Consider the following 7,852-nt stretch of genomic DNA (forward strand, 5'->3'; position numbering starts at 1 on the left):
TCGTGCCATTCGAATGAGATATCCATCCGGGATAGACCATTAGTCGTTGTTACTCTCCAGCGTTACAATGGCGTTTTACAGCTGGCTAAATAATTAACGAGAGCTGGCTGCTATCGAATATTTAACTGACACTGGGAGTGTGACGCTTGGCGACAAGTGCTGTGGATAGTTTTTTACCCGAGGCGCTGCAATTTCGTTCTGGTGCCCCCTTGGTGGATATCGGCGCTAACCTGACTCACGAGAGTTTTCAGCGTGATTTAGCTGATGTCATTACGCGGGCGAAAGCGGCCAATGTAGCTACCTTAATAGTGACGGGTACTGATATTGAACACGCTGAGCAAGCCATAGAGCTGGCTAAACAGACCCCAGGAATATATGCCACTGCTGGGGTTCACCCACACGATGCTAGCGGGTGGAACAGTGATGTGGCGCGCCAATTGAAAACGCTTCATCAAAAACCTGAAGTGGTAGCCGTGGGCGAGTGTGGACTGGACTTTAATCGCAATTTTTCAACGCCTCACGAGCAAGAGCGAGCGTTTGAAGCTCAGTTGGCGCTCGCTGCTGAAAGTGGCTTACCGCTATTTTTGCACGAACGCGACGCGGGGCAACGAATGCGTGAAATACTACATAGCTGGCGAGATGATATCAGCCAAGCCGTTATTCACTGTTTCACCGCTGACCGAGATACGCTGCACGGCTATCTCGATTTAGATCTTCATATCGGGTTAACCGGCTGGATTTGTGATGAGCGCAGAGGTCATCACCTTCGTTCAATAGTGAAAGATATTCCGTTAGAAAGGTTAATGGTAGAGACTGACTGTCCTTACCTGCTGCCTCGCAATCTTCCAGCCAAACTAAAAGGGCGCCGTCACGAGCCAGCCTTGCTACCATGGATTGTAAGAGAAATTGCCCAGTGGCATGACGTGACTGAAACCGAGCTGGGGAACGCAACAACCCGCACTGCCCAGCATTTTTTCCGCCTTGATGCGGAAGCTTAAAAGGAGCGAAGCGTGGCTGATTACCCAGGATTTATTGCCATTGAGACGGGCGAAGATGACGGCTTGCCGCTGGCTATTGCCTGGTCTTTACCTGATGGTCGCATTAAGCAAACACTCATTCAGCCTGACGATAGCTGGATCAGTGAAGACACGAACGTGATGGGTTCTTATAGCATTGAAGAGCTAGAAAGCCTCGGCGTCAGCCCTTTGGATGTCATACGTGAACTAGAGACCGATCACTTCTCGGCTACGCTGTATACCAGCGATAACGGTGAGGATGAAGCAGCACTGGCTCGACTCTTTGACACCTATGGCTTGGATCCTTTTGTTGAATTAGCGCCTGCACAGGTGCTTTATGAAGCGATTAGCGCGAGAGATTGGCACCGCTTACGCAGCGAAATTTTTAACGACATGGGGCTCGAACCAATGCGGCCCGAGCACGAAATTGAAGTAATGCTAACGCTGCACAAACAGCTTACCGAAAAAGACTAAGCCGACGCGACCAGCGCCACATCAAGTTCTCGCTGCCCCTGTTTAATGGCCTGAACTAAAGTATCCTGATGCTGATAATAGCGTGTCAACGCGATAAAGAAAGCGTTGGCACGTAATGGCAGCCCCTCTTCTAAATAACGTGCTGCTCTGGCATCTACTTTGTTGGCAAACGCCTCACGATCGACCTCAACGTCCCCACCCAAGTTATCTACACTAACGTGGAATGTGCGTCCGCAGGCGTGGGTAAACAGCTTTTCCAGCGCCTGCGGGGCAATCTCCGCTTGTTCGAAGGCGTGCTGCTGCTGGGCGTCGCGCCCATCAGGCAAGTACCAGTATCCGTAATCTTCCAGCTGCCGACGCTTCTCTCCTGCGATACACCAGTGGCTAATCTCGTGCAGTGCACTAGCAAAAAAGCCGCGCGCAAAAATCACCTGATGATAAGGTGTTTCAGATGTAGCTGGGCGATATAGGGGTTCATCGCCACCTTTGATTAATCGCGTCTGATAACGTGCTAAAAACACACCATCAAACAGCGCCGTTATGTCGTGAAGCGTCCAACGCTCCTGCTCTTGAGTCACTATATACCTACGTCGTCGTTCATTTCGTAAAGTATACCCGCGCCTTGTCCCGATGATAAAGAGATGGCAAATCATTAGACAGCTACCGAGATCCTAGTAACTCCTGCTACTCTATCGGCTTTTGTTGGGTCACTTTGCTAAACAGGAAACATACCGTGGGCGGCTTCACTAGCAATATAAAATCCATCTATTGGCCAGAAACACGCACGTTGGTAGCGTTAGCACTCCCCATCTGCGGCGCTCAACTCGCACAAGCGGGCATGAGCGTGGTCGACGTCATCATGACCGGCAGGCATAACGCCACCGACTTAGCTGCCGTTTCGGTTGGCTCAAGCCTGTGGATGCCACTGATGCTATTTATGACCGGTACGTTGATGGGCCTCACACCTATCGTGGCGCACCTTTTGGGCGGCAAGAGAAATGCTGAGATTCGCCCTGCAGTTCACCAGGCACTGTGGGTCGCATTAGTACTCGGGTTCACTGCCGCTGCATTACTGTGGACAGTCGTTACACCGATATTCGAACTTATGAAGGTTCCCCCAGCGGTTGCAAGAGAGTCTGCTGCCTACCTTTCCGCTGTTGCCTTCGGCATGCCTGGAATCGCCTTGTTTCAGGCGCTTAGAGCCTTTTCAGATGGCATGAATCACACCCGCCCCGCGTTATGGATAAGTTTAGTAGGACTAACCGTTAATATTCCCAGTAACTATTTACTAATCTATGGCGGTGATGGCCTAGTTAATATATTTGGTGATGGATTACCCAGCGCTCTGCAACAGCTACCGGCACTAGGCGCATTCGGCTGCGGCATCGCCACAGCACTCTCGATGTGGACAATGGCCGTTGCTATGGCTTTTTATACCCGTAAAGGACGCACCTACCAAAGCGTCTCTATTTGGCAAACGCTGACGCCACCAACACTGTCCGGCATCCGCGAGCTTGTAGTAGTGGGCGTGCCCATCGGTGTGGCTATTTTCGTGGAAGTGACGTTATTCACACTGATAGCCCTGTTTATTGCCAGCTTTGGAGAAGTCACTGTAGGGGCTCACCAAATCGCCCTAAGTTTCACCTCTATTCTCTTTATGCTGCCGATGTCATTGAGCATGGCACTTACCGTACGCGTGGGTAATACATTGGGCCAACAACGTTCTGCTATGGCACGCACTGTTGCTTGGAACGGTATCGTGATCAGTGTCATTGTGGCCGTCATCAACAGTACATTACTTTGGTTTACAGCGGTGCCGGTGATTTCGTTGTATACCTCCAATGCCGACATCCAGGCTTTGGCGCTCACCATCATATCCCTGGCAGTAATTTTCCAGCTATCAGATTCACTTCAAGTCAACCTAGCAGGTGCATTACGAGGTTATAAAGACACCCGAATCGTGATGGTCATTACCGTACTTTCTTACTGGATTGTCGGTTTAGGCGGTGGTCACTGGCTAGGAACTCACGGTATAGGTGACATGTCTGACCCGTTGGGGGTGCATGGTTACTGGATAGGCCTGATTGCGGGGCTCAGCACAGCCGCACTATTACTTGCTTGGCGATTAAAGTGGATTAGTCAACAGGAGTAAGCAATGGCACTCTACCCTCAAGCTATATTATGGCTGACTACCAGTGCCAGCTTGGTACTAGTGGGCTGCGGAAACAATGGTGCCGAACAGCCCTGGGTAGAGTATCACCAACAGCTCACTAGCGATCTTTCAATTGCCAATATTGAGCGTCATCCGCCACCTAATATTGGTGAATTTCCTGAACGTCGAGAGCGACTATTCAATATTCCTGAAACTCGAGAGGGTATGCTGAATATCTATGCGTTACGTGAGTGCCAGATAACATCACTCATTGCAGCACGGAACAATCAGTTGGGGCGCGTTGCTCCCCCTAGCCAGCACTGGCTTTACGAGCGCGCGCTATGGCAACGCCTAAGTGCCTGCTGGAACAGTGATATTCCTGACAGCTTAAGTGATGACAATAAAGCGCGACTGGCTGAACTAACTGAACTCAAGACAGAACAGCTACCAGCGGTCAGCTGGAATGCCATTTTTGATTCTGAAGAGTGGGAAAAAAGCTTTTCCCGAGCAAGTGCCCCCTTAAACAACGCTGAACTACCTAATATTGACAATCAACTGCTTGCAGTTGATTACCTTGAGCGAATGGTGACGCACCAATTTAGCCAAGCATGGCAACAGGACTCTTCAGCACTTGAAAACCACCTTAAAGCGCTGCAAGAGAGGCCTTTAACAGCAGAAATTTTACGCACACTGTTGCTCGCCCACCAACGCTTAACGGAGGCAAACCTAGTACTTGAGTCAACGCGCTTAACCACTAGTGAATGCCTGCAAGATGATTTTCCAGCAGGATTTAATCAAGTTGAGCAGATTTCTCTCAAGTGGCTTACAGCAATTAACCGACTAATTAATGCCCACCAAATAACGCCACCTGAAGCGGTTAAAAACTATCAGAACACTTGGTTATCATTGAACAACCCACAGGCGCCCTGGCAGCAACTTCAACAAGTAAAAGCACAACACCAAGCGTTGCGAGATCAATTTACTAGCTGCTCCGATAATTAAAAATCACAAACCCCCTTAACCTTCTGGGCAACCTGTGCTATTGGTGAACTAAGTGGTAGGCAGCATACGCTGTTTACCGATGTCGTGACCACGCAGCACAAGGAGGGACATTATGGGCGCATCCCTGTCACCCCGCTCTGCCCAGGTCATCGACCTGGAAACCGTGCGTCAGCGTCAGCAGGCGCAAAAATGTTTGATCCGCCTAGCCCCTGAGCTAGATGGGTTAGAGATGGTCTACCAGCTCGCTGCGAGTCCCGACACGTATTACGGCCTACCTGTTTTGGCCTGGGGGCTACAAGAGAACGGTAACGTCATTGGCCTTGTGCCATGGATGGAGAAGCTCGCTGCTTGTCATGAACTCGACAGCCATGAAAACGGCCAGTTTATTGGCTACCGCGATCCAGAAACCGAAGAAATTTTCGCCCTTCCTCCTGATCATAAATACGACGAGCTAATGGCTTCAGCCAGTTACTTCGAGTATGAAGCTTCAGGAGATATTACGCTGATTCAACAGCTTCCAGACACCCTTGGCACTCATGCTTTATGCATGAATCATCCCGATGCACCCTGGAATATGAAGCAAGTCTATGGATGGCGCCTCTATAGCGATGGAAGCGTTGAAGCAGTTCTTGCCGATGAACAGCAAGCCACGATGTCCCCCATCCTACTGGGTGACAAGTGCCTTTACGATGCCCACTCCCGCCATCGCACGGTTTACTTTTTTCAACGCCATATCGCTAGCCGCATTATGGATGAAGACCCTGCGACACTGGAAGCTTTGGCGATGATGGTTGTTCCAAATAAAGAGGGGTGATCTTAAATAAGCACTTGCGAGGCTACCCAATCAAAGCCAGGGCCTAAAACCAATATTAATGGCTAGCCTCGCATAGCTGCAGAAGCCTTACGCTAGGCGAATAAAGTACACGTAGTGGTCATCAGACTCCTCTTGCAGCAGTAGCTGGTGTCCCAAAAATTGACAAAATTTTGGCACATCACGAGTCGTTGCGGGGTCTGTTGCTATTACCTTCAACACCTGCCCTGGCGTCATATCACGCACCTTGTTATGCATTAACATGATAGGTTCAGGGCAATATAAACCCGTCGTGTCTAACGATGCATCAAAGGCACTTGGGTCATACGTATTATCAGTCATCTACAATCTCGTTTAGGAAACAGACAGCATGATCAAAGTAATCATTGAACGGCGTATTATGCCTGGCCTGGAAGAAGAATATGAACTAGCTGCCCGCGAAGCAATGCGCGTTTCACTTGGCGTACGAGGATTTGTCGGTGGAGAAACGCTCGTCGAACTTGGCCATACAGATCGCCGCCTGATGATTACCAAATGGCGCGATCTTCGCGCTTGGAAAGAGTGGCATTCAAGTGAAGCACGTACAGTGGCCATGCAGAGCATCTTACCTCTATTAACAGAAGACGAAACTATCCGCGTATACGAGCCAGGCTATTAGCCCTTTTACCTGACTCCGCCGACCTTCAAGTTAGTGAGCGAGCCTTACATGAACCGTCACTTCTTCCCGATCATGGTAGAGGTGGCGACATGTAATTGTAGCGCGCACTCCCGCCGTTTCCAACGCATCTTCCAAAGTGCTAATACAGCGATTAACCTCGTCCCAGCGTTTCTTCATGGGCAGTTTTAAATTAAAAATTGCCTCTCGACACCATTTCCGAGCTAACCATCTTTCCACCATTGCCAACACGCGCACAGGCTTATCGACGATATCACAAACTAGCCAATCCATTCGTTGCGGCGGTTCCCAAGTAAATCCATCTTCTTTAAGATGATCTATCTGTCCCGTAGCCATTAGCTGCTTGTCCATTGGCCCATTATCAATGGCATAAACATACATGCCACGCTGGACTAGCTGCCAAGTCCAACCACCTGGGGCAGCCCCTAAATCCGCTGCCTGCATATGATCCGCAAGCCGTGTATCCCACTCTTCTCGGGGAATAAACTCATGCCATGCCTCTTCTAACTTCAGCGTTGATCGGCTTGGTGCACGAGATGGGAAACGTAGGCGGCGTATACCATTAATCAGCTCGCTTCGATTGTCAGGAAAACTCATACCCAACTGAACACGATCACCATCCGTCCAGAAAATATGTAAACGACGTGCACCGGCTTTACCGCGTAGTGCGCCCCGTTTTTTTAGCATACTCTGCAATGGCTTAGTCAGCGCTTTAATTAAGCCTGCCAATGCTTTGCCATCATTGGTATCTGGCGTTTCGTGCCAGATTTCTTCAAAACTCCAACGACTTGACTTTACCTGATCGAGAATAGCCGTCAGCCTATCATCTCGGGACAGCGTGAGCGCAGGCAGTGCAGCTAGACTTTGGCGAGCAAAAATAAGTTGCTTAAACGCCGCTTTACGATGCAAATCATTAATCGGCTCTTTATCTAAGCGCGTTAAACTCACCCAACCTTCGCCTTTCGCAGGTTCGCAACTTACCTCGTGCTGTTTGGCGTGGTGTTGCATTTCAGCCAGTGCGTCGCTTTCAAACCCTGGGCGGCAATAGACAAGCCACGATGTGGGTACTGTTTCACTCACCCTTTCACCTCGAAAGTAATTTCATGTCATAGGTGAACATCTATTCAGAATAAAATGCCCCCGCTAATCGCCGCATCATAGCATTTTCTTTCAATTGCTTTCTAAGTAGTGAGATTAGTAGCGATGATTTATCTGCTTGATGAACTAAAACATTATCGCGACCAACAAAAAACCCCAGCTTCAGTTGAAGCTGGGGTTTTTGGTAATAATTGCCTGACGATGACGCCACTCAGCCCTCCGCACCTCCTCGTCATTCCCGCAGGCCCTTAGCGGGAATCCATGTTGGCTGAAGTTTCGGGCCGCTGCAGGCCAAGGTCAAGGTGGATTCCCGATAACCCCACTCGGGAATGACGGTGCAGTGACTTGGGAACGTCCCTAATTGATTTTCTTCCACGCAAACAAAAAACCCAGCCGATGGGCTGGGTTTCTTGTTAAATAAGTGCCTGACGATGATCCGGGCGGCGCTCCGCTACTCTCCAGGGGAGACCCCTAAAAAGCAAAACCCCGACCAAATGGCCGAGGTTTCTCAATAAGTGCCTGACGATGACCTACTCTCGCATGGGGAGACCCCACACTACCATCGGCGCTAAGCGGTTTCACTTCTGAGTTCGGCATGGGATCAGGTGGTTCACGCGTGCTAT

At 49.9% G+C, this 7,852-nt stretch carries 9 protein-coding genes and 1 rRNA gene; 6 read left to right on the forward strand and 4 right to left on the reverse strand.

The genetic code is table 11. The features are described from left to right. Nucleotides 1–146: 146 nt before the first annotated feature. The gene (locus tag K7H08_RS16615) at nucleotides 147–998 is read left to right on the forward strand and encodes a TatD family hydrolase (RefSeq protein ID WP_231658565.1); all 852 of its coding nucleotides are present in this window, start codon (nucleotides 147–149) and stop codon (nucleotides 996–998) included. A gap of 12 nt (nucleotides 999–1,010) precedes the next feature. Beyond that, nucleotides 1,011–1,490, forward strand: a complete 480-nt coding sequence (locus K7H08_RS16620) for a hypothetical protein (RefSeq protein WP_038483013.1) — start codon at nucleotides 1,011–1,013, stop codon at nucleotides 1,488–1,490. Here the strand turns inward: K7H08_RS16620 and K7H08_RS16625 are convergent. After that, nucleotides 1,487–2,068 (reverse strand): elongation factor P hydroxylase, encoded by a 582-nt coding sequence (locus K7H08_RS16625; RefSeq protein ID WP_231658566.1) that lies wholly within the window; start codon nucleotides 2,066–2,068, stop codon nucleotides 1,487–1,489. The genes K7H08_RS16620 and K7H08_RS16625 overlap by 4 nt on opposite strands. A 155-nt stretch (nucleotides 2,069–2,223) precedes the next feature. Between K7H08_RS16625 and K7H08_RS16630 the strand changes: the two genes are divergently transcribed. The 3 genes from K7H08_RS16630 to K7H08_RS16640 all read left to right on the forward strand — a co-directional run bounded on the left by K7H08_RS16630 (nucleotide 2,224) and on the right by K7H08_RS16640 (nucleotide 5,458). Continuing rightward, the gene (locus K7H08_RS16630; RefSeq protein ID WP_231658567.1) at nucleotides 2,224–3,642 is read left to right on the forward strand and encodes an MATE family efflux transporter; all 1,419 of its coding nucleotides are present in this window, start codon (nucleotides 2,224–2,226) and stop codon (nucleotides 3,640–3,642) included. Nucleotides 3,643–3,645: 3 nt separating this feature from the next. Next, nucleotides 3,646–4,644 (forward strand): DUF3080 family protein, encoded by a 999-nt coding sequence (locus K7H08_RS16635; protein ID WP_231658568.1) that lies wholly within the window; start codon nucleotides 3,646–3,648, stop codon nucleotides 4,642–4,644. A gap of 112 nt (nucleotides 4,645–4,756) precedes the next feature. Then, a complete protein-coding gene (locus K7H08_RS16640; RefSeq protein ID WP_038483004.1) occupies nucleotides 4,757–5,458 on the forward strand; it encodes a hypothetical protein in 702 nt (233 codons plus the stop codon). Between the two features lie 87 nt (nucleotides 5,459–5,545). Here K7H08_RS16640 and tusA read toward each other — a convergent pair whose 3' ends face one another. After that, the gene (tusA, locus tag K7H08_RS16645; RefSeq protein ID WP_038483001.1) at nucleotides 5,546–5,797 is read right to left on the reverse strand and encodes a sulfurtransferase TusA; all 252 of its coding nucleotides are present in this window, start codon (nucleotides 5,795–5,797) and stop codon (nucleotides 5,546–5,548) included. Between the two features lie 28 nt (nucleotides 5,798–5,825). Here tusA and K7H08_RS16650 point away from each other — a divergent pair, with 28 nt between their 5' ends. Continuing rightward, complete coding sequence (locus K7H08_RS16650; protein ID WP_125746901.1) at nucleotides 5,826–6,113, forward strand: antibiotic biosynthesis monooxygenase family protein; 288 nt, start codon at nucleotides 5,826–5,828, stop codon at nucleotides 6,111–6,113. Nucleotides 6,114–6,143: 30 nt separating this feature from the next. Here K7H08_RS16650 and rlmM read toward each other — a convergent pair whose 3' ends face one another. Then, the gene (gene rlmM, locus K7H08_RS16655; RefSeq protein ID WP_231658569.1) at nucleotides 6,144–7,211 is read right to left on the reverse strand and encodes a 23S rRNA (cytidine(2498)-2'-O)-methyltransferase RlmM; all 1,068 of its coding nucleotides are present in this window, start codon (nucleotides 7,209–7,211) and stop codon (nucleotides 6,144–6,146) included. Between the two features lie 535 nt (nucleotides 7,212–7,746). Beyond that, nucleotides 7,747–7,852: ribosomal RNA gene (rrf, locus tag K7H08_RS16660) — 5S ribosomal RNA — on the reverse strand; the annotation flags it as partial.

This window comes from Halomonas sp. IOP_6 (assembly GCF_021151565.1).
GTDB lineage: Bacteria > Pseudomonadota > Gammaproteobacteria > Pseudomonadales > Halomonadaceae > Vreelandella > Vreelandella alkaliphila.

Bases quoted from the DNA above. Each gene is read 5' to 3' on its own strand.
- K7H08_RS16640 (WP_038483004.1), top strand. From the start codon at position 4,757: ATGGGCGCATCCCTGTCACCCCGCTCTGCCCAGGTCATCGACCTGGAA.
- K7H08_RS16635 (WP_231658568.1), top strand. From the start codon at position 3,646: ATGGCACTCTACCCTCAAGCTATATTATGGCTGACTACCAGTGCCAGC.
- tusA (WP_038483001.1), bottom strand. From the start codon at position 5,797: ATGACTGATAATACGTATGACCCAAGTGCCTTTGATGCATCGTTAGAC.
- K7H08_RS16650 (WP_125746901.1), top strand. From the start codon at position 5,826: ATGATCAAAGTAATCATTGAACGGCGTATTATGCCTGGCCTGGAAGAA.